At 33.6% G+C, this 24893-nt stretch carries 23 protein-coding genes and 1 tRNA gene; 15 read left to right on the top strand and 9 right to left on the bottom strand.

The window, feature by feature from the left end; genetic code table 11:
• Window positions 1–5: 5 nt before the first annotated feature.
• The 4 genes from FEF17_RS03685 to FEF17_RS03700 all read right to left on the bottom strand — a co-directional run bounded on the left by FEF17_RS03685 (window position 6) and on the right by FEF17_RS03700 (window position 2824).
• Window positions 6–779, bottom strand: coding sequence for a MotA/TolQ/ExbB proton channel family protein (locus tag FEF17_RS03685; RefSeq protein WP_139001010.1), 774 nt, complete (start codon window positions 777–779; stop codon window positions 6–8).
• Between the two features lie 75 nt (window positions 780–854).
• Window positions 855–942, bottom strand: a tRNA-Ser gene (locus tag FEF17_RS03690).
• Window positions 943–1021: 79 nt separating this feature from the next.
• Window positions 1022–2053 carry an asparaginase gene (locus FEF17_RS03695; RefSeq protein ID WP_139001011.1) on the bottom strand — a complete coding sequence of 344 codons (1032 nt, stop codon included), beginning with the start codon at window positions 2051–2053 and terminating at the stop codon, window positions 1022–1024.
• 3 nt (window positions 2054–2056) lie between these two features.
• Complete coding sequence (locus FEF17_RS03700; protein WP_139001012.1) at window positions 2057–2824, bottom strand: TatD family hydrolase; 768 nt, start codon at window positions 2822–2824, stop codon at window positions 2057–2059.
• A 51-nt stretch (window positions 2825–2875) separates the two neighbouring features.
• Between FEF17_RS03700 and FEF17_RS03705 the strand changes: the two genes are divergently transcribed.
• Entirely contained in the window at window positions 2876–3331 is a 456-nt protein-coding gene (locus tag FEF17_RS03705; RefSeq protein WP_139001013.1) for a retropepsin-like aspartic protease, read from the top strand.
• A 42-nt stretch (window positions 3332–3373) separates the two neighbouring features.
• Entirely contained in the window at window positions 3374–4006 is a 633-nt protein-coding gene (locus FEF17_RS03710; RefSeq protein WP_139001014.1) for a response regulator, read from the top strand.
• Window positions 4007–4572: 566 nt separating this feature from the next.
• Here the strand turns inward: FEF17_RS03710 and odhB are convergent.
• A complete protein-coding gene (gene odhB, locus FEF17_RS03715) occupies window positions 4573–5784 on the bottom strand; it encodes a 2-oxoglutarate dehydrogenase complex dihydrolipoyllysine-residue succinyltransferase (RefSeq protein ID WP_139001015.1) in 1212 nt (403 codons plus the stop codon).
• 29 nt (window positions 5785–5813) lie between these two features.
• Window positions 5814–8555 carry a 2-oxoglutarate dehydrogenase E1 component gene (locus FEF17_RS03720; protein ID WP_139001016.1) on the bottom strand — a complete coding sequence of 914 codons (2742 nt, stop codon included), beginning with the start codon at window positions 8553–8555 and terminating at the stop codon, window positions 5814–5816.
• A gap of 156 nt (window positions 8556–8711) precedes the next feature.
• Between FEF17_RS03720 and FEF17_RS03725 the strand changes: the two genes are divergently transcribed.
• Complete coding sequence (locus FEF17_RS03725; RefSeq protein ID WP_139001017.1) at window positions 8712–9242, top strand: alpha-ketoglutarate decarboxylase; 531 nt, start codon at window positions 8712–8714, stop codon at window positions 9240–9242.
• A 2-nt stretch (window positions 9243–9244) separates the two neighbouring features.
• Here FEF17_RS03725 and FEF17_RS03730 read toward each other — a convergent pair whose 3' ends face one another.
• Window positions 9245–9676: an RrF2 family transcriptional regulator gene (locus tag FEF17_RS03730; RefSeq protein WP_139001018.1), complete on the bottom strand. Its 432-nt coding sequence runs from the start codon at window positions 9674–9676 to the stop codon at window positions 9245–9247.
• 117 nt (window positions 9677–9793) lie between these two features.
• On the opposite strand from FEF17_RS03730, the gene FEF17_RS03735 reads away from it, so the two are divergent.
• From FEF17_RS03735 to FEF17_RS03770, 8 genes are all read left to right on the top strand, one after another.
• Window positions 9794–10294 carry a c-type cytochrome gene (locus FEF17_RS03735; RefSeq protein WP_139001019.1) on the top strand — a complete coding sequence of 167 codons (501 nt, stop codon included), beginning with the start codon at window positions 9794–9796 and terminating at the stop codon, window positions 10292–10294.
• 6 nt (window positions 10295–10300) lie between these two features.
• Window positions 10301–10870 (top strand): fasciclin domain-containing protein, encoded by a 570-nt coding sequence (locus FEF17_RS03740; protein ID WP_139001020.1) that lies wholly within the window; start codon window positions 10301–10303, stop codon window positions 10868–10870.
• Window positions 10871–10895: 25 nt separating this feature from the next.
• A complete protein-coding gene (nosZ, locus tag FEF17_RS03745; RefSeq protein WP_139001021.1) occupies window positions 10896–12860 on the top strand; it encodes a Sec-dependent nitrous-oxide reductase in 1965 nt (654 codons plus the stop codon).
• 116 nt (window positions 12861–12976) lie between these two features.
• On the top strand, window positions 12977–13576 hold the full coding sequence (locus FEF17_RS03750; RefSeq protein ID WP_139001022.1) for a hypothetical protein: 600 nt from the start codon (window positions 12977–12979) through the stop codon (window positions 13574–13576).
• A 62-nt stretch (window positions 13577–13638) separates the two neighbouring features.
• On the top strand, window positions 13639–14043 hold the full coding sequence (locus FEF17_RS03755; protein ID WP_425552620.1) for a nitrous oxide reductase accessory protein NosL: 405 nt from the start codon (window positions 13639–13641) through the stop codon (window positions 14041–14043).
• 4 nt (window positions 14044–14047) lie between these two features.
• A complete protein-coding gene (locus FEF17_RS03760) occupies window positions 14048–15283 on the top strand; it encodes a nitrous oxide reductase family maturation protein NosD (protein ID WP_139001024.1) in 1236 nt (411 codons plus the stop codon).
• Window positions 15277–15984, top strand: coding sequence for an ABC transporter ATP-binding protein (locus FEF17_RS03765; protein WP_139001025.1), 708 nt, complete (start codon window positions 15277–15279; stop codon window positions 15982–15984). Before FEF17_RS03760 ends, FEF17_RS03765 begins: the two co-directional genes overlap by 7 nt.
• Complete coding sequence (locus FEF17_RS03770; RefSeq protein ID WP_139001026.1) at window positions 15977–16759, top strand: ABC transporter permease; 783 nt, start codon at window positions 15977–15979, stop codon at window positions 16757–16759. Before FEF17_RS03765 ends, FEF17_RS03770 begins: the two co-directional genes overlap by 8 nt.
• Here the strand turns inward: FEF17_RS03770 and FEF17_RS03775 are convergent.
• Together FEF17_RS03775 and FEF17_RS03780 are read right to left on the bottom strand one after the other, a co-directional pair.
• Window positions 16756–17106, bottom strand: a complete 351-nt coding sequence (locus FEF17_RS03775; protein WP_139001027.1) for a hypothetical protein — start codon at window positions 17104–17106, stop codon at window positions 16756–16758. The genes FEF17_RS03770 and FEF17_RS03775 overlap by 4 nt on opposite strands.
• Entirely contained in the window at window positions 17106–18080 is a 975-nt protein-coding gene (locus FEF17_RS03780) for a polyprenyl synthetase family protein (RefSeq protein WP_139001028.1), read from the bottom strand. Before FEF17_RS03780 ends, FEF17_RS03775 begins: the two co-directional genes overlap by 1 nt.
• A gap of 126 nt (window positions 18081–18206) precedes the next feature.
• Here FEF17_RS03780 and FEF17_RS03785 point away from each other — a divergent pair, with 126 nt between their 5' ends.
• From FEF17_RS03785 to FEF17_RS03800, 4 genes are read left to right on the top strand one after another with little or no spacing between them, the layout of a single operon-like run.
• The gene (locus FEF17_RS03785) at window positions 18207–18812 is read left to right on the top strand and encodes a TetR/AcrR family transcriptional regulator (protein ID WP_139001029.1); all 606 of its coding nucleotides are present in this window, start codon (window positions 18207–18209) and stop codon (window positions 18810–18812) included.
• 4 nt (window positions 18813–18816) lie between these two features.
• Complete coding sequence (locus FEF17_RS03790) at window positions 18817–20154, top strand: TolC family protein (protein ID WP_170180959.1); 1338 nt, start codon at window positions 18817–18819, stop codon at window positions 20152–20154.
• 16 nt (window positions 20155–20170) lie between these two features.
• Window positions 20171–21337 carry an efflux RND transporter periplasmic adaptor subunit gene (locus FEF17_RS03795; RefSeq protein ID WP_139001030.1) on the top strand — a complete coding sequence of 389 codons (1167 nt, stop codon included), beginning with the start codon at window positions 20171–20173 and terminating at the stop codon, window positions 21335–21337.
• 20 nt (window positions 21338–21357) lie between these two features.
• Complete coding sequence (locus FEF17_RS03800; protein ID WP_139001031.1) at window positions 21358–24882, top strand: efflux RND transporter permease subunit; 3525 nt, start codon at window positions 21358–21360, stop codon at window positions 24880–24882.
• The last annotated feature ends 11 nt before the right edge of the window (window positions 24883–24893 follow it).

Raw genomic sequence — 24893 nt, forward strand, 5'->3', positions numbered from 1 at the left:
GGTTATTACTTATTTTGTCTAATCAATAAGTCCATTAATGTTATAGACGCATCTTCCATACTATTTACAATACTATCTATTTTTGCAATGATGTAATTGTAAAAAATCTGAAGTATAATAGCCACAATAAGACCAAATACTGTTGTTAAAAGTGCCACTTTAATACCACCTGCTACTAACGAAGGGTTCATATCACCGGCCGCTTCAATTTTATCGAATGCTTGAATCATACCAATTACAGTTCCCATGAAACCTAACATTGGTGCTAAAGCGATAAATAATGAAATCCAAGAAACGTTTTTCTCTAATTGTCCCATTTGAACACCACCATAAGCAACAACAGCTTTTTCAGCAGCTTCTAAACCTTCGTCTGTTCTATCTAAACCTTGATAGTAAATTGAGGCGATAGGTCCTTTAGTATTTCTACATACTTCTTTAGCAGCCTCTACTCCTCCAGAAGATAAAGCATCTTCAACTTCTTGAGTTAATTTCTTAGTATTTGTAGTAGAAAGGTTTAAAAAGATAATTCTCTCGATAGCGATAGCTAAACCTAGAATTAAACATAACAATACAATCCCCATAAATCCAGGGCCACCTTCAATAAATCGTTTCTTTAATTCTTGATGAAAACTTGCTTCCTCAGCAGGAGCTGCATCATCTTGTGTCATACTTGCTACGGTTGTTACAGCTGTACTTGTGTTTGCAGTTGTAGTTGCATTAACAGTAGTTCCGAAAGCCATCATTCCTGATATGGCTAGGATAGAAAATAATCTTTTCATGTTCTCGATCTTAATTTTAATTAGTTAAAGTGTTAAAGATATAAAAAAAAAGCAATTAAAAAATAAAAATAACAGCAGAGAGGAAGGGATTCGAACCCTCGATACCCTTTTGAGGTATACACACTTTCCAGGCGTGCGCCTTCGACCACTCGGCCACCTCTCTGTATTTTTTACAGCTTATAATTTTATGGAGGCTCAAATAACAAAAAATTCTTTGAATGATAAAACTTTCATCGTTAATTTTAGGAGATTTCCCCTCTCAATGGACTTTCATAAATGGTTTTGAAGGACTTAGCTGAAATGTTTTCTCCCAACATATACATTAATTTTGTTACCGCTGCTTCTGTAGTAATGTCTTTACCAGATATAACACCCATTTTTTTCAATTCACTGCTCGTATCATAATGCCCCATAATAACACCTCCTCCAGAACATTGAGTAACATTAACAATATGTATCCCATTAGAAATAGCTTTTCTTAACAATGTTAAAAACCATTTTTCTGTAGTGCAATTTCCAGCACCATAAGTTTCTATTATGACACCTTTTAAATTTGGTGTGCTCAAAATATTTTGTAACACCGCTTCCGAGATCCCTGGAAATAATTTAATGATTGTCACATTTTTATCAAAGTTATAGCCCACTTTTAGTTCCTTTCTTCTATTTGTCCTAAACAAATATTCATGATTAACCTTTAGATGTACACCAGAAACTGCTAAATCTGGATAATTTGGTGAAGAGAATGCTTCAAAATGTTCTGCATTAATCTTTGTAGTTCTATTTGCGCGATATAATTTATATTCAAAATAAAGACATACCTCTCTAACTTCGGGTAAATTTCTAGAACGCAATGCCGCAATTTGTATAGAGGTTATTAAGTTTTCTTTTGCATCTGTTCTTAAATCTCCTATAGGCAATTGGGAGCCTGTAAAGACAACAGGTTTAGCTAAGTTTTCTAGCATAAAGCTTAACGCAGAAGCCGTGTAACTCATCGTATCACTTCCATGCAAAACTACAAAACCATCATAAACTTGATATTTGCATTCAATAATTTCAGCTATCTCCACCCAATATTTTGGACACATATTGCTTGAATCTATTGGCGATTTTAATGATATAGTATTAATGTTACAATCCAATAGATAAAGTTCTGGTATTTTATTTAAAAGATTTTTAAAATTGAAAGCTTTTAGCGCTCCCGTTTTAAAATCCTTGACCATACCAATCGTGCCTCCAGTGTAAATTAATAATATGTTAGCTTTTGAATTTCCCATTGACTAAATTTTAAAAATAGCTTTTGAATTTCTTGTTGTAATTTCAGCTACCTCTTCAAGAGAGAGATTGTAAAGTAATGCTAGTTTTTTAAGCACATTAATTATATATGAACTTTCATTACGTTTACCACGATAAGGTACTGGAGATAAATATGGTGCGTCTGTTTCTAAAACGATATGACTTAAATCTATTTGATTCAAAAACTGATCGATCTTTCCATTTTTAAATGTCACAACGCCCCCTATACCTAATTTCATGTTATACGACATAGCTCGATGAGCCTGTTCTAATGTCCCAGTGAAACAATGAAAAATCCCGAATAAATCATCACTTTTTTCAGTTTCTAAAACTTCAAAAATTTCATCAAAAGCCTCTCTACAATGAATTACAATAGGTAACTTATGCTTTTTCGCTAACTGAATTTGAGTTTTAAATGCGTGTTTTTGAATATCTAGAGTCGATTTATCCCAATATAGATCTATACCAATTTCCCCGACAGCATAAAATTTATGCTTCGATAGCATATCCTGAACATGTGTTAGTTCCTCTTTATAGTTTTCTTTTACGTGAGTAGGATGCAACCCCATCATTAAGAAAATATTTTCCGGATAATCCTTTTCCAACTGCAACATGGAAGATGTGTAAGATGAATCGATAGCCGGAATAAAAAATCTAGAAATGCCTTTATCTAAAGCACGACTTATCATCTCATATCTGTCTTCATCAAAAGCTTCACTATATAAATGGGTATGAGTATCGGTTATTATCATGATGTAAAAATAATTGTTTTTACATGATTATATTTGTCTAAACTTAAATAGATGGAAACGCTTCAAGAATTTCTTCTGAATAAAAATTACACTAAGGTAAAGCTGCATCTTACTAAAACGAATCATTTCGAAATTAAAGCAACCATAAATGGTGTAAAAGGGTTATTTATTTTAGATACTGGAGCATCAAGTTCTTGTGTTGGTTTTGAGGCTATTGAGACTTTTAAGCTAGATGCCAAAGAGTCCCTTATAAAGGCAGCTGGAGCTGGAGCAGTGGATATGGATACTAAAGTAGCTAAAATAAATAAAATAAAAATTGGAAAATGGCGTACTAATAAAATTGCGTTGGTCTTATTCAATTTAACACATGTAAACACAGCGCTAAAAAATCACAACTCTCAACCTGTTGATGGTATAATTGGTGCAGACATCTTAAAAAAAGCAAAAGCCGTCATTGATTACGAAAAGAAATATCTATATTTAAAATTGCAAAACCTTAACAAATAAGGTGCAATTCTAATTATTAATAGCCAAGACCTTTAAAAATAAATGCAGACATCAATTGTTATTGCTGATGACCATCCTCTCATGCTTCGTGGTCTTACCGATTTCTTAACATCAAAAGGTTTCAATATTATAGGGAGTGCTGAAGACGGAAACTCTGCTTACAACCTTATTGTTAAACTTAAACCTCAAATTGCAATTTTAGATATAAGAATGCCACATAAAACTGGATTAGAAATTGCTGAAGCTTGCAAAAAGAATAGGCTAAACACCAAAATAATACTTATTACTTTTGATAAAGAAGAAATCTTATATGACCAAGCGAAATCCTATGGTGTATATGGTTATATTTTAAAGGAATTTGCAGTTGAAGAGATTGAAACATGCATTGAACATACTATAAAAGGCAGACCCTATTTTAGTAAAGAAATAGCTTCTTACCTAAGCGCAAGCAATTTAGATGATAAACCCGAAGCACTAGATACCTTAACCAAATCTGAATTAAAAATATTAAAACTTATTTCTGAAAACAAGACAAGTCAAGAAATTGCAGACTTACTTTCGGTATCTATAAAAACAATTCACAAACATAGAAGCCATATTCTTGCGAAGTTAAACCTAGACAATAAACCTACATCTCTTTCAATTTGGGCAAATTTGAATAAAGATTTTTTATAAAAAATACGCACAACTGCGTATTTTTTAAATGAATCGCTTGATTTATCTTTACAGTGCTATTAATTAGTTCTTAGGGAGAATTATAGAAGGCTCTAAATTGTAATGATTTAGAGCCTTCGGTTTTTATAAACCCAATATCATAAGTTACTTGAGAAATTCTTGTCGGAATTAAGCGAAGTCAAAATACTTTATTAATTGAAACAATAAATAGTATAAAATAATCCTCAAAAAAATACGCACAAGTGCGTATTTTTTTTTTCACAAGTGAACCTTACCTTTACCTTGCTATTAATAATTCTTTTGAGAGAGAATTTTTAATTAAACTCTGTGTTGTAATGACACAGAGTTTTCCATTAAATAAAAAGGTTCCCCAAACTATAATTTTTATAACCTATGGAAAAAGGTAATAGCTCAATAGAAAAATCTTTCATTAGAGGAATGGTTATTCTAATTATTGATGTAATTTCAATCAATATTATCAGTAATTTTTTATAGCCTTTTAGTTAGTCAAAAAAAGGGATTCTGTTTACAGAATCCCTTTTTTTGACTATGTTTTATATTATATTTTAAAGCTCCAAAGCTTTGTTAACATTATTATTCATTAACAATTCAACTGGATTTTCTAAAGCTTCTTTAACTGCTACCAAAAACCCAACACTTTCTTTACCATCTATAATTCTATGATCATAGGATAATGCTACATACATTATTGGTCTAATCTCTACATTTCCATCTATAGCCACAGGCCGTTCAACAATATTGTGCATTCCTAGAATACCACTTTGTGGCGGGTTAATTATTGGTGTTGAAAGCATACTTCCAAATACACCACCATTGGAAATAGTAAATGTTCCTCCTGTCATTTCATCAACAGTTATTTGTCCGTCTCGTGCCCGAATAGCTAATCTTTTTACTTCTGCTTCTACCCCTCTAAAACTTAAATTTTCTGTATTTCTCATGACCGGAACCATTAAGCCCTTTGGTCCAGAAACAGCAATACTAATATCACAGAAATCATAAGAAATCATTTCTTTACCGTCAATCATGGAGTTAACCGCTGGATACATTTTTAAAGCTCTGACTACAGCAAGTGTAAAGAAACTCATAAACCCTAAACCAACACCATGTTTTGATTTGAACGTCTCTTTATATTCTAAACGTAATCCAAAAATTGATGACATATCAACCTCATTAAATGTGGTTAACATGGCTGTAGTGTTTTTAGCTTCAACTAAGCGCTCTGCTACTTTACGGCGTAGCATCGACATTTTACTTCTTGAAGTACCTCGACTACCTCCTGTTGGTGTCCCCATGGAAGGCACAGCATTTGTAGCATCCTCTTTGGTAATTCTTCCATCTTTACCAGTTCCAGAAACCATACTAGCATCCATGTCTTTTTCAGATAATATCTTTTTAGCTGCAGGACTAGCGCTTCCTGTAGCATAAGTTTTTGTTTCAGTCACAGGGTGCTTAGTTGTTTCCGGTTTAGAAGCTTCAACCTTCTTTTCTTCTTTTGGTTTATCGGAACTCTCTGGTTTTTCTGCGCTGGTATCAATTAAACAGACAACTGCCCCAACTTCAACAGCATCACCTTCTTCAGCTTTTAATGTAATTGTACCACTTACCTCTGCAGGCAATTCAAGAGTTGCTTTGTCGCTATCTACCTCAGCAATAGCTTGGTCTTTTTCAACATAATCACCATCTTCAACTAACCATGATGCAATTTCTACTTCTGTAATAGACTCACCTGGTGAAGGCACTTTCATTTCTAAAATCATTTTTTATAATTTTAACTATAATTTAATTTCTATTCTTTATCGAAAACGGCATTGATAACGCGTTGTTGTCTTCTTTTATCTCTTGTACTTGAACCCGGTGCAGGCACAGAGCTATATGATCTAGAACAAACTTCTAATTTAACTAAATCCATACGTTGAGCCATGTGGCTCCATGCTCCCATGTTCTTTGGTTCTTCTTGAGCCCAAACATATTTGTCAACATTCGGATACGAATCAATTACCTTTTGAATTTTATCTAAGTGCAAAGGAAATAATTGTTCGATTCTTACCAATGCTAAATCTTCTCTTTCTAAAGTTTCTCTTTCAGCCAACAATTCATAATAAAATTTACCTGTACAAAAAACCAGTTTTTTAACTTTACTTTTATCAATAGTATCATCAATTACCTCATGAAATTCTCCAAATGCCAAGTCATTAATAGATGAAATAGCTTTTGGGTGACGCAACAAACTTTTAGGGGTAAATACAATGAGTGGTTTTCTAAAACTACGTTTCATTTGTCTACGTAATAGATGAAAAAAGTTTGCAGGCGTGGTGCAATCTGCTACAATCATATTATCTTCTCCGCAAAGTTGTAAATAACGCTCTATTCGGGCCGATGAATGCTCTGACCCTTGACCTTCGTAGCCATGAGGAAGTAAAACCACTATCCCATTTTGAGCTTTCCATTTATCTTCTGCAGCGGACAAATATTGATCGAAAATTATTTGAGCACCATTACTGAAATCTCCAAACTGAGCTTCCCAAATTGTAAGGGTATTAGGGTTTGCCATCGCATACCCATAATCAAAGCCTAAAACACCATATTCAGATAAAAAGGAATTATAAATTTGCATTTCACCCTTATTATCTGGATTGATATTTAAAAGGTTAATTCGTTCCTCTGATATCTCATCTCTTAAAATGGCATGTCTATGGCTAAACGTACCTCGTTCCACATCTTGACCAGAAATTCGAACATCAAACCCTTCTTCCATTAAACTTCCATAAGCTAAGGTTTCGGCCATTCCCCAATCTAATTGGTCAGTTTCAAAAACCATTTTTGAACGACCAGCCAATATTCTTTCAGCCTTTCTTAAAAATTTTACACCTTTAGGAACTGTTGACACCACTTTTGAAATATGTTCCAATTTCTCTTTAGGATATTTGGTGTTCTCAGTCTCTAACATTTCTTCAATGCCTTTACGCTCAAAATCAGTCCAGCGATCTTGCATGAACTCACGAACTTTAGACGATTCCGCTTCCTTAGATTTAACGTACTCTTTTTCTAGGGTATCTCTAAAATTTGCAATAATATTATCTAGGTAGGATTTGTCTATTGTGTTCTCAGAAATTAGTTTATCTGAATAAATTTTAAACGGATTGGGATGTTTTGATATGTTTTTATAGAGTTTTGGCTGTGTAAATCTTGGCTCATCACCTTCATTGTGCCCATATTTTCTATACCCCAATAAATCAATGTAAACGTCCTTCTTATAACGCATTCTATATTCAAGAGCCATCTCCACGGCATGAACAACAGCTTCAGCATCGTCTGCATTTACATGAAGTACAGGCGATAAGGTAACCTTAGCGACATCCGTACAATACGTGCTAGAACGAGCATCTAAATAATTGGTAGTGAATCCTATTTGGTTATTTACTACAATATGTATTGTGCCGCCTGTTTTGTAACCATTTAATCGACTCATTTGAGCTACTTCATATACAACACCTTGTCCTGCTATTGCAGCATCACCATGCACTATTATTGGCAATATTTTAGAATCGTCACCTTCATAATCTTTATCAATTTTAGCCCTAGTAATGCCTTCGGCAACAGGGGCAACAGTTTCTAAATGTGACGGATTAGGCACCAAATTCATTTTGATATTCTTACCATTTTGGTAAGTTTTATAAAGTGTTAATCCTAAATGGTATTTAACATCTCCATCAATATTTTCATCTTCAAAATCTTTACCATCAAACTCACTAAACAATTCGTTTAGAGGTTTTCTAAAAATATTTACCAAAGTACTTAATCTACCACGGTGTGCCATTCCTAAAACACATTCCTTTAATCCATACTTTTCTACAGCGTAAAACAGTACGTTGCTTATTGCTGGAATTAAAGACTCTCCTCCTTCTAAAGAAAATCTCTTTTGCCCAACATATTTAGTTTGTAAAAAGTTTTCGAAGGTCACAGCTTGGTTGAGCTTAGAAAGAATGTATTTCTTTTTTTCTTCAGAAAAGTTGGGCTGATTGTCGTTTTTGTTTAATTGATCTTGCCACCACTTAATAACTTTTGGGTTACGCAAATACATATATTCCACCCCTATTGAGCTACAATAAATATTTTCTAAATGGTGAACTATTTCTCTTAAGGTTTTAGCACCAATACCTAAAATTTCACCTGCACTAAAAACCGTTTCTAAATCACTTTCTGATAGATTAAAATTCTCAATTGCTAAAGTTGGAGAATAACTACGACGTTCTCTAACTGGGTTAGTTTTAGTAAATAAATGCCCTCGCATTCTATAGCCATCAATAAGCTTAACAACATTAAACTCCTTTTGAACATGTTCTGGTATTTGGGTAGATACACCTTCAATAATTTCACCGTCTAATCCATAGTTTTCACTCCCAAAATCGTAGCCTTGAAAAAAAGCTCTCCAACTAGGTTCTACGGAATCGGGATTTTGTAAATATTGGTCGTATAAATCAGCAAAATAAGCTGTATGTGCTGCGTTTAAAAATGAAAATTTATCCATTATAATCTTTAATACCTTTGGCTTGGTCAAAATATTCATCAAAAATACAACTTTTACTAAAATTAGATGTTTGTTTTGTTATATTTATAAGTGTATAATCACTATTTAACAAACTTGTTTTAAATCTTGTTAAATTTGTAAAGACACTCCAAATAAATGAAGGTTTTTTATTCAGTTATTTATAAAAAAATATCCGTTTTATTTGTAACTGTTTTTGTTTTAGTGCAAAGTAATGCACAAGAAGTTAAAAGTGATTTTTGGAATCATGTTCGTTTTGGAGGTAGCATTGGGCTTAATTTTGGAAATGACTTCTTTAGCGGAACTATAGCTCCTAGTGCTATTTATGAATTTAATAATTCCGTGGCATTGGGAATTGGATTAAACGCGACCTTCAATAACCTAAAAAGAGAATATAAATCTACAATTTTAGGAGGAAGTATTATTGGATTATATAATGTCATCCCTGAAATACAATTATCAACCGAATTTGAAAATTTAAATGTCGATAGACACTTCGATATGAATGTTAATATCCCAAATGAAAATTATTGGGTTCCCGCATTATTCATTGGTGCAGGATATAGAAGTGGTAATGTTACTTTTGGAATTCGCTATGACGTTCTTTATGATAGAGATAAAAGCATTTATATTGACCCTTGGCTGCCTTTTGTTCGATTTTATTTTTAACCTTAAAGTGGTAAAAAGGAATTTCCTTTTTTCATGTCAAATACCAAATCATTAATTGTTTTTCTTTCAAAGTTTTTTAAAATTTCCTTCCTAGAAGCGCTTAATATTTTGTGTAACGGACAGGGTTTATCTTCGTTACATTTTTCTAGACTTAACATACAGGATGTTAGTCTCTTTTCTCCATCAATAATTTTTAAAATATTAATTATAGGTTGATTTTTATTTTCTTCACTTAAGTAAAAACCTCCTTTAGGCCCACGAGTAGAGGAAATGATATTTTCTCTTGATAACTCTTGTAATAATTTTGCGATGTAGGCTTGAGGCACGTTAATAGGTTCTGAGATATCCTTTACCGCAATTTTATTTTCTTCATTGGAGTGTAACGCTAAAAACAACACCCCTTTTATAGCGTACTTTGATGAGTTTGATACCATATTCTAAATTAATAAATCTGACACAAATATAAAAAAGACTTTTTCATCTTAAATATGATTTTTATCATATTATAATATACATCAAGATTATAGATTTGCGTCATAAAAACTATAGATATGAATCAAACACTAAAACTATTGACTATTTTATTTGCAGCACTAGTTATAAGCTGCGGTGGTAAACAAGAAAATAAAAAAGAAGGATTCTCTTATGAAAAAAAGGAAGCTACAGAAAAAGTCACAAAAAAAGCTGAAACTATATCAGCTTCAAAAAGAGTAGACTTATCTAATAAAGGAATTGGTCCTATCTCTTCATTAAATTTACCCGCTGAAATTGACAAAACTATGGCTGCACATGGTGCAGATGTTTATAAAAAAATGTGTGCCGCATGCCACAGAACAGATAAAAAATTTATTGGACCAGCACCAACGGGTATTTTAGAGCGTAGAACACCTGAATGGATTATGAATATAATTTTAAATCCTGAGGAAATGACTCAAAAAGATCCACTTGCAAAAGAACTACTTATAGAATTTAATGGCTCACCAATGGCGAATCAAAACTTATCTGAAGAAGATGCTAGAGCTGTATTAGAATATTTTCGAACACTAAACTAATTATATATGAAAACTATTAAAAAACTATTTATTGTTTTTGCATTAATAGCATTGGTCTATTCTTGCAAAAATGAAAACAAAGAAACGGCAACGCCCTCTATAGATATTGAAATATCTAAAGAGCAAACGGGACAAGCATTTATAAAAGATGATGGATCAACACCAAATTGTTTGCAAATAGCAATAGATTCTCCAGATCACAAAACACTAGTGGCAGCAGTACAAGCAGCCGAAGTAGAAAACGCTTTGGTAAATGTAGGGCCTCTTACTGTTTTTGCTCCAACAGATGCGGCTTTTACTGCTCTTCCCGAGGGCACAGTAGAAAATTTAGTAAAGCCCGAAAACAAGGCCGCATTAGCAAATATCTTAAAGTACCACGTAACACCAGGTAATTTAAATGAATCGATCCTAAAAAAACTTCCAAAATTAGGTCAAGCTAATAATCAATATATACAAATTGAAGTCGTAGATGGCAAGCCTGTTATTGGAGGTGCCAATATTATAGCCAGTGTAAAAGCAGGTAATGGGATAGTGCACGTTATCGATAAAGTGTTACTACCACCAACAAAGGAGTAAAATCACTAATCAAATGAAAATAACAATGAAGAATTTATTAAAACTAATCATTGCAACACTAGTTGTTCTTGTAGCATTTACGAGTTGTAATAATTCAAATAGTTCAACTTCTGGGGCATTATCAAGTAATGTAGCAGAGAGAGTTTATGTACCACCTGGACAGCATGATTCACATTATGCCTTTATTTCTGGAGGTTACAGTGGGAATGTTACCGTTTATGGTTTACCTTCTGGAAGAATGTTCAAGGAAATACCTGTGTTTTCTCAATTTCCAACATCAGGTTACGGATATTCTGAAGAAACCAAACCGTTATTGAATACGTCTTACGGATTTATTCCTTGGGATGATGCTCACCACCCAGATATTTCTCAAACTAATGGAGAAATAGATGGTCGATATATTTTTGTAAATGGTAATAATACACCGCGTATTGCGAAAATAGACCTACTCACATTTGAGACCACTGAAATTATCGAAATTCCAAATAGCGCCGGTAACCATAGTTCTTCTTATGTAACAGATAATACAGAGTATGTCGTTGCGGGAACACGATTTGCGGTTCCAGTACCTCAAAAAGATATGGCCATAAAAGATTACAAAGGTAATTTTAAAGGAACTTTATCTTTTATCAAAGTAGATTCAGAAGATGGTGGCATGGAAATTAAATTTCAAATTTTAATGCCAGGTTTCGATTATGACAAAGCGCATCCAGGACGTGGTAAGTCTCATGGCTGGTTCTTCTTCACAACCTATAATACGGAAGAGGCGAGCACGCTTCTAGAAGTTAACGCATCTCAAAATGACAAGGATTTTGTGGCTGCTGTGAACTGGAAAATGATTGAAGAATATGTAAATAATGGTGGTGGAAAAATGATGCCAACTAATTATGCACATAATGTCTATGATGAAAGCACGCATACGGCAACATCTACAATGAAAAAAGAAGTTCGTGTGATTGATCCTTCAGAAGTGCCAGGCGCATTGTATTTTTTACCTATGCCAAAATCTCCTCATGGTTGCGATGTTGATCCAACAGGAGAATATATCGTAGGTAGTGGTAAATTATCAGCTAATGTAACTGTACATTCGTTTACTAAAATGCTAGATGCCATCAAAAATGAGAAGTTTTCAGGTGATGCTTATGGTATTCCAATTTTGAATTTTGAAGACGTACTTGCAGGAGCTGTTGAGCAACCTGGATTAGGACCTTTGCATACAGAATTTGATGATAGAGGGAATGCATATACTACCTTCTTTATATCATCAGAAGTCGTAAAATGGAAGTTAGGTACATGGGAAGTATTAGATAGACAACCAACATTCTATTCTGTTGGGCACTTGACTATCGCAGGTGGAAATTCGAGAAAACCAGACGGAAAATATATGTTTGCGATGAACAAAATCACGAAAGACCGTTATTTGCCAACAGGTCCAGAGTTAGAGCATAGTGCTCAATTGTATGATATTTCCGGAGATAAAATGGAATTGCTTTTAGATTTCCCAACGCACGGAGAACCACATTATGCAGCAGCAATGCGAGCAGATATCATTAAAGAACGATCTAAAAAGATCTATAAGCTTGAAGAGAATAACCATGCATATGTAGCCAAAACCGATGATGACGTAAAAGTTGTTAGAAATGGTAATGAAGTTCATATATCCATGACAACAATAAGAAGTCACTTTTCTCCAGATAACATAGAAGGTATTAGAGTCGGTGACAAGGTTTATTTTCATGTCACCAATCTAGAGCAAGATTTTGATGTTCCACATGGTTTCGCAATTATAGGACAAAACACTTCGGAACTTTTAATTATGCCTGGACAGACCAAAACCTCTGTTTGGGAACCTAAACAGGTAGGTGTCTGGCCATTTTACTGTACGGATTTCTGTTCAGCACTGCACCAAGAAATGCAAGGCTATGTAAGGGTATCTGCCGCTAATGCAAATACACCACTTAAATGGTCGTTAGGTGAGGATATTGAGTAACTATAATTAGGAAGATTTTGTTTTAGTGTTTATTTTCCTGATAAAAAGGCGAGGGCAATCTTTTCCGCTCTCGCCTTTCATTTACAAACACTGAAAATTCTCAAAAAAATTTTAAGATGAAAAGATCAAACATCATTATGTTAATTGCGGCGTTATTGCCTTTAGGACTGTTCTTATTTCCTTTATGGAGAATCACTCTTGAAGCACCACAATATCCAATTCCATTGGCAATGAACATTCATATCAATGATTTTTCAGATGTGCATCCACATGATATCAAGAACATAAATCTGATGAATCACTATGTTGGGATGAAGTATATTCCTGATGCAATTCCGGAGTTCAAGATATTCCCAGTTGGAATCATCATAACAACAATCATCGGCTTGATAATCGCCTTTAAGGGTAGCTATAAATGGTTTTTGTATTGGTTCATTCTCATGATTATATTAAGTTCAGCTGGACTCTATGATTTTTATATATGGGAACATGATTACGGTCATGACCTGGATCCAAAAGCCATTATGAAATTCACTAATCCGGATGGAACGGTCATGGGTTTTCAACCGCCATTATTTGGCAGCAAGGACATCCTGAATTTTACGGCACATTCATACCCAAGACTAGGCGCATTTTTCTTGGCGCTTGGCATTGGTGGATCATTATTAGCTTATTTTGCAGGAAACAAAATTCATAAAAAGACTTTATCTATGTAGATTATACAGATTACCAAAACACTAAAATCATGAAAACACTAAAACTAGTATCAATCTTCGCATTGCTTCTTGCACTATGCAGTTGTAATGTGTCTCCTCAAGCTATAGATTATGGCAATGATGCCTGTCATTTTTGTTCGATGACTATTGTGGACAAGGTCCATGCAGCCGAAATAGTCACAAAAAAAGGAAAGGTATACAAATTCGATGCTACCGAATGTATGGTCAATTTCCTTAAGGATTTTGATGCTACTGAAGTCGGACTTTATTTATCCAATAACTACACAGAACCTGAATCCTTGATCGATGCAACGAATGCGACATTCTTGATAAGTGAGAATGTCCCAAGTCCGATGGGAGCCTTTCTATCTGCATTCAAGAACAAATCCGATGCCGAAAAAGCACAATCGGAAAAAGGAGGGGCCTTATATAATTGGGAGGAATTACTTGGGCATTTCAATCAATAATAGTATGAAACACATACTAGCTTTCTTGTTAATATTCTTCACGACATCAATTGGCTTTGCACAGCTTATTGAAGTTTGCGAGACCTGTCCTATTTCAAAAATAAAACAGGCTATCGCACAAGCAAGCAACAATGATACCATCGTTGTTGCAAAAGGTAATTACAAAGAATATGATATTATTGTTGATAAACCATTGACTATCCTAGGTAAGGATTATCCTGTAATTGATGGCGAATTAAAAGGTGAGATCATCACAATAAAATCGGATAATGTTACTATCGATGGATTATTTTTAATAAATGTTGGGATGAGTTATACCGAAGATTTCGCAGCCATACGAGTTAAAAAGAGTAAGAATTTCGTCATTCAGAATGTGGTGTTAGAGAAACTCTTTTTTGGTATCTATCTGGAAAAATCTAGCTATGGCAAGGTATTTCATAATAAAATCATAGGTGATGCAGTTCAAGAATATAGTTCTGGAAACGGCATCCAACTATGGCATAGTAATCATATAGGCATCGAGCAGAACCATGTGCAAAACGTTCGTGATGGGATTTATTTGGAATTCTCTGACGATTGTACCATTAAAAATAATTTTAGTGCCGAGAATCTTCGATATGGCTTGCACTTCATGTTTTCGAATGACGATATCTATCAAGACAATACTTTCGAGAACAATGGGGCAGGTGTGGCTGTGATGTTCTCCAAGAACATAAAGATGTATAACAATATATTCAAGGAAAATTGGGGTACGGCCTCATATGGTTTACTTTTAAAAGAAATAAACGATGCTGAAATCATAGGCAACACATTTGAAGAAAACACAATTGGAATAAACACGGAAGGATCGAATAGGGTTGTATATAAAAACAATGATTTTATAGGTAATGGCTGGGCCATTAAAGTTCGGGGTGCCTGCTATGCCAATCAATTTATCGAGAACAATTTTTTATACAATTCCTTCGACATTGCTTATAATAGCAAAGTAAATGACAATGTTTTCAATAATAATTATTGGAGTAACTATACCGGTTACGATTTAGACAAGGATGGCATAGGAGATGTGCCTTATAGACCTGTGAAGTTATTTTCTTATATCGTTAACCGAACTCCAGAAACCATTATATTGCTGCGAAGTTTGTTCATAGATATTATAGATTTCTCTGAAAAAGTATCACCTGTATTTACGCCCGATAACCTGTTGGACAATAATCCATTAACAAGAAGAAACACATGGTAAGCATTAAAGGTCTTCACAAAAAATTCGGCAAGAACCAGGTACTTAACGGTATTGACTTGAGCATTGGAGATGGTGGTATATTCGCGGTTTTAGGTCCGAATGGGTCTGGAAAGACCACACTTATCAAGGCGATTTTAGGAATGGTAGTCCCGAATAAAGGCGAGATCAAGGTTCATGGAGAGGATATTCGGAAAAATACTGACTATAGGTACAAGATCGATTATTTACCACAAATAGCGAATTTCCCGAATAATCTTAAAGTGAAAGAGCTCATTAGGATGATTAAGGACTTACGCGGTAAAGCTGCCCATGACGAGCGATTGATTGAAGTGTTCAAGCTTCAACCATTCTTAAATCAGAAATTAGGAAACCTATCTGGAGGTACGAGGCAAAAAGTGAATATTTTACTGACCTTCATGTTTGACAGTCCACTGATTATCCTTGATGAACCAACTACTGGATTGGATCCTATTTCACTCATTCGATTAAAAGACCTGATCCAAGCAGAAAAAGCCAAGGGAAAAACGATTCTCATCACCTCGCACATTATGAGTTTTGTTGAAGAGGTCTCCGACGAAATCGTATTCTTGTTAGAAGGGGAAATTTACTTCAAAGGACCGATTCAAGAATTGAAAACAAAGACCAATCAGCCTGATTTCGAACATGCCATTGCATCAATATTAACGGATAACCATGCTTAAGATATTAAAATATAGTTTTTATGATTTGATGCGTAGCCGTTGGAGTTATGTGTATTTTGCATTTTACTTGTTACTAGGTATTTTACTCCTGTTCTTGAACAACGACTTATCTAAAGCCGTCATCACATTAATGAATGTCATTATCGTTCTCGTGCCTTTAATAGGTGCTATTTTTGGTGTGATGTACTACTATAATTCTAAAGAATTCACAGAATTGTTATTAGCACAGCCATTAAAACGTTCATCTATATTTTTAGGACAATATTTAGGTGTTGCTTTATCACTTTCTGTGAGTTTAATCATAGGTCTAGGTATTCCATTTGTGTTTTATGGTTTATTTAAAAGTAATGCTATTTGGGATTTTTCATTACTGTTAATCACAGGGACATTTTTAACATTAATATTCACTGCATTAGCTTTTAACATCGCTTTATCAAACGAAAATAAAATTAAAGGTTTTGGTTACGCCATTTTATTATGGCTGTTTTTAGCCATTATTTACGACGGACTCTTTTTAATGACGTTAATTATGTTTGAAGACTATCCGTTAGATAAATTATCCTTAGTTGGTACAATGCTTAATCCTATAGATTTATCAAGAACTCTCATTTTATTGAAATTAGATATTTCAGCATTATTAGGCTATACAGGAGCTATATTTAAACAATTCTTCGGCACAAATTTTGGCCTTATAGTATCTTTTACAACCTTAATAGTTTGGGTAATTCTACCTGTATTAAGAATTGTTTTTAAATCGAAAAAGAAAGATTTTTAAGAATATTTATTTCTAAACCACACTTTTTGCCACTCACGTTTTAGGATTAAAAATGTTACGGCTTCTGATAACTTAACAACATCTTCTCCATCCAAAGCTTTAACCTGACTTTCGGAAACATCAATAATATAAAGAAGATTCAAATATTCTGTAAACTTTTCTTGGATGAGTTTATAAACCGTCTCATGAAGCAGAAGCTTTAAGCTAGTGGGTAAAATATCTTCATGAAACTCTAAATCCACATTCGCTAAAAGCAAATCTTTATTTAGTTGTAGAACTAATTTTTGATATAAATTTAATTCATTAGCCTGATCTATTAATGAATCAAAACTTGATGGTATTTTCATTAAACGGTTCTGTTCATTAAACTATTACCAAAGACCTTTAAAATCGCTTTTTTACTGTCAGAAACATCCAATGTATCTAAAACCGAAAATGCTTTATTTGTATAATTTTCAATTTCCCTTTTGGTTTTTTCAGCTGAACCTGTCGAAATGAACAACTCTTTTGTTATCTCTATTTTATTAGAATTATCTTTTAAAACTTCGCCGAATAAACTCTTCAATGTTTTCGCATCTTCATCTGAAGCATTCTCAAGTGCTTTAAGATATAAATATGTCTTTTTGTTTTCAATAATATCACCTCCAACTTGCTTTCCAAAGGTTTCAGTATCACCAAAAGCATCTAAATAATCATCCTGCAACTGAAATGCAATTCCTAAATTTTTACCAAATTCATAAATGCTTTGTTGATCCTCTTTTGACGCACCAGAAATAATTGCACCCATTTTTAAAGCTGCGGCCACTAGCACAGCAGTCTTATATTCAATCATTTTTAAATACTCGGGAATCGTTACATCATTTCTAGTCTCAAAATCCACATCATATTGCTGTCCTTCACAAACTTCTAATGCTGTTTTACTAAACAACTTTGCCAATGCTTGAAATGTCTCTGCATCATAAGTCTCAAATAATTGATATGCCATTATCAACATAGCATCACCAGAAAGAATCCCTGTATTGACATCCCATTTTTCATGAACCGTTTCTTTGCCGCGTCTTAAAGGGGCGTCATCCATAATATCATCATGAACTAACGAGAAATTATGAAAAACCTCTATGCTAAGTGCAGCATTTAGTGCCTTTTTATAATCTCCTCCAAAAATATCGGCAGCTAATAATGTTAAAACTGGCCTAAGTCTTTTACCTCCCAAGTTTAAAATATAATCTATTGGGGTGTATAAATTCTTAGGATTTTTAATGGTGCTATATTCATTTAAATACGCAACAAATTCTCCTTGATAATTTTCTATTGCAAGCATGTAGCAAAAATAAAGTAATTCAACACATTTAAAAATCTTAATGGAACTGATATGTTAAATAATTATTAAAACTTTGGAAACTTTTAAGGTTTTTAAAGTTTCCTATTGTACTTTTGCATCCTAATTATGAGAGATAAAATTTTAAAGGGAGCATCAGAGTTATTTTTAAACTATGGGTTTAAAAGTGTTACTATGGACGATATCGCCAATAAATTGGGTATATCTAAGAAAACCATTTATCAACATTTTGCAAATAAAACAATGCTAGTTGAAACCACAACAATGTTTTTATTTGAATTTATTTCTGAAGGTATAAACCAAATATGCGCCCTTGAAAAAAACCCTATTGAAGAAATTTATAACATTAAACAATTTGTGATGGAGCATTTGAAGGATGAGAAATCTTCACCACAATATCAATTACAAAAATATTATCCTCGAATATTTAATACCCTAAAAAGCAAACAGTTTGAGGTTATGCAAAGTTGCGTAACAGATAATTTAAACCGTGGAATCAAATTAGGTCTATACAGAGACACAATAAATGTAGATTTTATTGCCAGAATATACTTTAATGGCATGTTAGCAATAAAAGATAAGGACCTATTCCCTTTTCAAGATTTTTCAATGCAAATGCTTATGGGTAGCTTTTTAGAATATCATTTACGTGGTATATGTACATCAAAAGGACTGGAAACACTTAACAAGTTTATTATTTCAAATCAATCATAAAACAATGAAAAAATATATAATCGCAACATTTTGTTTGCTACAAGCTTTTTTAATGCATTCTCAAGAAGGTATTAAAAGTTTCTCTTTAGAAGAAGCTATAAATCATGCTTTAGAACATAATAGAACAGCAAAAAATGCTTCACGAGATATTGATGCAGCTAAAAAGCAAAAATGGGAAACCATTGCTACGGGGCTCCCTCAGATTGATGGTTCTATAGGTTATCAAGATTTTATAAAGCAGCAAGTACAAGTTGTACCCACCGATTTTAGCGATCCCAATTCAGACCTTATCCCGGTAATTTTTGGAGCTCGTAAAAATATTGATGCCTCCGCAACTCTCTCACAATTAATTTTTGATGGCTCATATATTGTTGGACTACAGTCGGCCAAAGTGTTTTTAGAAATCTCTGAGAATGCCAAAATTAAAACTGATTTAGAAGTTAGAAAAGCAACCATTAATGCATACGGTAATGTAATTTTAGCAAAAGAAAGTGTTGAAATACTTGAGAAAAACAAAAAAACGTTACAAGAAAACCTAAATGAACTCAACAAAATTTTTGAAAACGGCTTAGAAGAAGAAGAAAGCGTGGAGCAATTAAAAATCACTCTTTCTAGTGTTAAAAGCAATTTAAATAATGCTAAAAGATTGGAAAACATTGCCTATAAAATGTTAAATCTCACTTTGGGATTAGATATAGATACTAAAATTGTATTAACAGATAAATTAAAAGCACTTACGTTAAAAAATATAGATTTAAGCTATTTAAGTAAAGATTACTCTATAGCAAATACTATAGACTATCAAATAGCTGAAAATGATAAACGCTCAAAAGAGTTGCTTGTAAAACTAGAACAAAGTAGGGCTTTACCAACTTTAAGTACCTTTTTAACTGGCGGTTACACGTCGTTTAGCAATGTTTTCGATTTTCACCAAAGTGATAAAGAATATTTTGGATATGCCGTTTTTGGTGTTAACCTTAAAGTTCCCATTTTTGGCTCAGGGTTAAAGACTGCCAGAACACAACGTGCCAAAATAAATTTAGAAAAGTCTAAGGACGATTTTTCTGAAACTGAACAACGGTTGAAGCTGGAAATTGCCTCCACCAAAAGTGATTATCAATATGCTATTGAAGACTATGCAAACAAAGAAGAGAATCTAAAATTAGCAGAACGTATCGAAAATAAAAATCAAATTAAATTTTTTGAAGGTATCGCTTCCAGTTTTGAACTAAGACAAGCGCAAACACAATTATATGCAGCTCAGCAAGAATACCTACAAGCCATGCTCGATGTAATAACTACTAAGGCAGAATTAGAAACCGTATCAAACACTATAAATTAAAAAATCAATCAAAAAAATGAAAAATATATATTTATTATTAACCGTGTCCATTTTATTAACCTCTTGTGGTAGTGGTAATAAAAAATCTTTAGAAGATGTTATTGCATCTCAAGACCTCGAACAAATTCGAGAAAAGAAAGCATCCTTAGATTCGCAACAGCAAACAATTTTAGCTGAACTTAAACTGTTAGAATCTGAAATCAAGAAACTAGATCCTCAACAAAAAGTTCCATTGATTACTACGTTCTTAACTAAAGAAGAAGTTTTTGATCACTTTGTAGAACTTCAAGGTAATGTTACTACAAAACAAAATGTAGTTATAAACGCCGAATTTGGAGGCGTTTTAAAACAGGTTTATGTTAAAGAAGGTCAGAAAGTAAGCCCCGGACAAATTTTGGCAAAAATTGATGATGGTGGCTTGAGTCAACAATTAGCGCAATTGAAAATACAAACGGAGTTGGCTAAAACAACTTTTGAACGACAAGAACGCTTATGGAATCAAAAAATTGGAAGTGAAATTCAATTTTTACAAGCCAAAGCCACTTATGAAGCCCAGTTAGAGGTAACGAATCAATTAAAGCAGCAGTTAGCTAAAACAGTCGTTAGAGCACCGTTCTCTGGAACTATAGATGATATAATAACCGACCAAGGTACTGTGGTAGCACCTGGTCAATCAGCACTTTTTAGAATTGTAAATCTAAAAAAAATGTATATAGAAACCGATGTTCCAGAAAGTTACATTTCATCAATTAACGTTGGAAAATCAGTTGAAGTAGATTTTCCTGTATTAGGAAAAACTATCAACACTAAAGTACGTCAAGTAGGTGATTTTATAAATCCTGCGAATAGAACATTTAAAATTCAAGTACCCATTCCAAATGAGAACAAAGCTATAAAGCCAAACTTAACAGCAAAGCTAAAAATTAATGATTACACAAATGAGAAGGCCATTTTAATACCTCAAAGTATTATTTCTGAAAATGCTGAAGGCAAACAATATATCTATGCCATTACAGACAAAAATGACAGTTTGGCCAAAGCAAAACGTGTTATTATAGAAACAGGAAAAACACAAGGCGACTTTATTGAAGTTACTTCGGGCCTAGAAAATGGTAGCGAAATCATTAAAGAAGGTGCTCGTAGCGTTAAAGATGGACAAGATGTAAAAATCATTAAAATTTAAACCAATAACGCTTTAAAGTAATGACAAAGAAAGAAAAACAAAAAAAAATAGATAAAGAGTTTGGTTTATCATCATGGGCTATTAACAATAAAACAACCATGTATGTTTTAATCGCTCTCATTTTATTTTTAGGAGCAGGCGCCTATTTCAGTATGGCACGAGAAAGTTTTCCTGAGATTAAAGAAACTAAAATTTACATAAGCTCTGTTTATCCAGGAAATACAGCTGAAGATATCGAGAAACTAATCACCGACCCTATTGAGGACAAACTAAAAACAGTTAGTAATGTTGTTGAAATAACCTCAACATCCCAAGAAGATTATTCCATAATCATTGTTGAATTCGATGAGGACATAACGGTTGATGCGGCAAAACAAAAAGTTAAAGACGAAGTCGATTCAGAAACATCTGGAGAAGATTGGCCAACATTTAACGGCGCGAAAGTGGAACCTACAATTTTCGACTTGAGCATGTCTGAAGAAATCCCAATACTAAATATTAATATTTCTGGTGATTTCCCAGTAGATAAACTTAAAGAGTATGCCGAATATTTAGAAGACGAAATAGAAAGCCTTCAAGAAATAAAACAAGTAGATATTAGAGGGGCTCAAGACAAAGAAGTAGAGGTTGCTGTAGATATTTATAAAATGATGGCTGCTCAAGTAAGCTTCAACGATATTATAAATACCATTAGCAACGAAAACATGACCATGTCTGCTGGAAATTTAATATCGAGTGGTCAACGTCGTACTATAAGAATTCTCGGCGAAATAGAAGACCCCAAAGAGCTTGAAACTTTTGTAGTTAAAGCGGAAAATGGTAATGCTATATATTTAAATGACATCGCGAAGATATCCTTTAAGGACGAAGATAAAACCACTTATGCCAGAGAGTTTGGAGAACCTGTGGTGATGCTCGATGTAAAAAAACGATCGGGAAAAAACATGGTGGCTGCCACCGAACAAATTAAAGTGATTGTTGACGATGCTATTGCAAACGTTTTTCCAACAAATTTAAAAGTTACTATTTCTAATGATCAATCCTCTAAAACCATTGGTCAAGTAGACGATTTAGTAAATAACATCATTTTTGGTATCATATTAGTTGTTACCGTTTTAATGTTCTTTTTAGGGTTCAAAAACGCACTCTTTGTTGGGTTTGCTATTCCTATGTCTATGTTTATGTCGTTAATGATATTAAACACGCTTGGGTATACTATGAATACCATGATTCTATTTGGACTCATTATGGGGCTTGGTATGTTAGTAGATAATGGTATTGTGGTTGTTGAAAACGTATATCGATTAATGGATGAAGAGGGCATGACGAGAATACAAGCTGCAAAAAAAGGTATTGGTGAAATTGCTTTCCCAATAATAATTTCTACGGCAACTACTGTGGCGGCATTTATTCCATTAGGCCTATGGCCAGGACTTATGGGGCAATTCATGATTTATTTCCCGGTTACCTTATCGGTTGTTTTAGGATCTTCTCTCTTTGTTGCTATATTCTTTAACTCTGTATTGGTTTCTCAATTTATGACAACTGAAGACAGAGATATGCCACTCCAAAATATTATTAAACTTACAGTTATTGTTGGAGGCATTGGTTTGTTAATAGCCATTTTTGGTGGAAGCTATCGAGGTCTTGGAACATTAATGATTGTTGTAGCAATTATGCTATGGATATATCGACTTTTCTTAAGAAGATGGGCTAATGGTTTCCAAAATAAAGTCTTACCTCGATGGGAACGTTTTTATGAAAAAATGTTGAGAGGTGCGCTATCTGGGAGAAAACCAATAATTATTTCTGTAGGCACACTTTTATTATTAATTCTGGCATTTATTGGTTTTGGTGCTTCTGTGGAGAGTAAACGAACAAAAGTTGAATTTTTTCCAGATAATACGCCAAACCAGATAATTGTTTATATAGAATATCCAGAAGGTACAGATATTAAAAAAACAAACCAAATTACTCAGGACATTGAACAACGCGTTTATAGCATTATTAATAATTCAAAGTATGTTGATGATGGTTATAATTTCTTAACCGAAAGTGCTGTGTCACAAGTTGGTGAAGGTGCTGGTAACCCACAAACCGATGGTGGTTCTGCTGCAGAAATGCCTCATCGTGGTAAAATAACGGCCACCATGAGAGAATATAAATTCAGGAAAGGAGCAGATAGTAATATTCTTTTAAAAGAAGTTCAAGAAGCACTTAAAGGCATTTATCCAGGTGTTTCCATTTCCGTTGAAAAAGATGCCGTTGGGCCACCAGCTGGATATCCTATTAACATAGAACTAGAAGGCAAAGATTATTCTGAATTGATAGCTACAGCTGAAAAAATGAAGGATTTTATCAACTCTAAAAATGTTCAAGGGATTGATGAATTAAAGATTGACGTAAATAAATCGAAACCATCGATGCAAGTTTTGGTCGATAGAAAAAAGGCTGGAGAACTTGGTGTAAGTTCTGGTCAAGTTGGACAACAGTTACGTAATGCAATATTCGGTGCCAAAGCGGGTATTTATAAAGAAGATGGTGAGGACTATGATATTTATGTACGGTTTAATAAAGAAAACAGATATAATACCAGTGCTATTTTCAATCAGAAAATAACCTTTAGAGATATGGCTTCAGGACAAATAAAGGAAATTCCTGTTTCTGCTGTGGCCAATCATACTAATAACTCTGGTTTTAGTGCGATTAAACATAAAGATGTAGAACGTGTAGTAACTTTATATTCTGCTCTAGCACCAGGTTATACGGATGCGGGCGCCATCGTTTCTGTTATTAAAAACGAAATGCAGGCTTTTACTGAAAAACCAGATACGGTAAAGGTTGATTATACCGGTCAAATTGAAGAGCAGGAAAAGCAAATGGCTTTTTTAATGGGAGCATTCTTTACTGGTTTGGGTTTAATTTTCTTTATTCTAATTTTCCAATTTAACTCAGTTTCTAAACCTGCAATAATTATGCTGGCTATTTTCTTAAGTCTTATTGGTGTTTTTGGAGGCATTGTAGCAACAGGTAGCGCATTTGTTATTATGATGACCATGATGGGAATTATATCCTTAGCTGGAATTGTAGTTAATAATGGAGTAGTTCTTTTAGACTATACGCAATTATTAATAGATCGTAAAAAAGTTAAAGAAAATCTAGACGACGATCATTATCTACACACAAACGATTTAATAGAAGCCATTGTAAAAGGAGGTAAGGCACGTTTACGCCCCGTACTGTTAACGGCAATTACAACCATTTTAGGACTAATTCCATTAGCAACTGGATTCAACATTAACTTCTATACACTATTTAGTGAATTTAATCCTAATATTTACATGGGTGGTGATAATGTTATTTTCTGGGGACCGTTGGCTTGGACTGTTATTTATGGATTATTCATTGCGACATTCCTAACATTAATTGTTGTTCCTATTTTATTCTTTTTAGTAACTAAATTTAAAATGTGGCTTTTTAAAAGTAGAACGGTTCCAAGAGAAGATTCGATTATTTTAGAGTCTATTAGAACTGACAAAATTTAGATTAATAAACC

It is taken from the genome of Hyunsoonleella aestuarii, assembly GCF_006148925.1.
GTDB classification, from domain to species: domain Bacteria; phylum Bacteroidota; class Bacteroidia; order Flavobacteriales; family Flavobacteriaceae; genus Algibacter_D; species Algibacter_D aestuarii.